Annotated in this window: 1 protein-coding gene; it reads left to right on the top strand. The window is 59.2% G+C overall.

What is annotated here, in order from left to right:
- Positions 1–72 precede the first annotated feature (72 nt).
- On the top strand, positions 73–757 hold a 685-nt coding region (locus tag NK662_RS24590; RefSeq protein ID WP_254761341.1), incomplete at its 3' end, for a class I fructose-bisphosphate aldolase.

The raw sequence follows: 757 nt of genomic DNA, 5'->3' as shown, positions 1-757 counted from the left end.
CCGCCGCCTCCTTCCTCTCCTCGATCTCCCTATTCGTCGTAGCCTCCTCCCTCGTTCGCTCCGCCCGCAACCATGTCGGCCTACTGCGGCAAGTACAAGGACGAGCTCATCAAGAATGCTGCCTACATTGGCACTCCTGGCAAGGGTATCCTTGCTGCAGATGAGTCCACTGGCACCATTGGCAAGCGCTTCGCCAGCATCAACGTCGAGAACGTTGAGGAGAACCGCCGCTCTCTCCGCGAGCTGCTCTTCACCACCCCTGGTGCCCTCCAGCACCTAAGTGGTGTGATCCTCTTCGAGGAGACCCTGTACCAGAAGACCAAGGACGGCAAGCCCTTCGTCGATGTCCTCAAGGAGGGTGGTGTCCTCCCTGGCATCAAGGTTGACAAGGGTACCGTTGAGGTTGCCGGCACCAACAAAGAGACCACCACCCAGGGCCACGATGATCTTGGCAAGCGTTGCGCCAAGTACTACGAGGCCGGTGCCCGCTTCGCCAAGTGGCGTGCTGTCCTCAAGATTGGCCCCAACGAGCCATCGCAGCTTTCCATTGACCTGAATGCTCAGGGTCTTGCTCGCTATGCCATCATCTGCCAGGAGAACGGGCTGGTGCCGATTGTCGAGCCTGAGATCCTTGTCGATGGCTCTCATGACATTGAGCGCTGTGCCTATGTCACCGAGAAGGTCCTCGCTGCCTGCTACAAGGCCCTCAACGAACACCATGTCCTCCTGGAGGGTTCCCTCCTGAAGCCCAACATGG

This window comes from Ectobacillus ponti, assembly GCF_024294785.1.
GTDB lineage: Bacteria > Bacillota > Bacilli > Bacillales > Bacillaceae_G > Ectobacillus > Ectobacillus ponti.
This window is presented reverse-complemented; position numbering and strand designations above follow the sequence as displayed.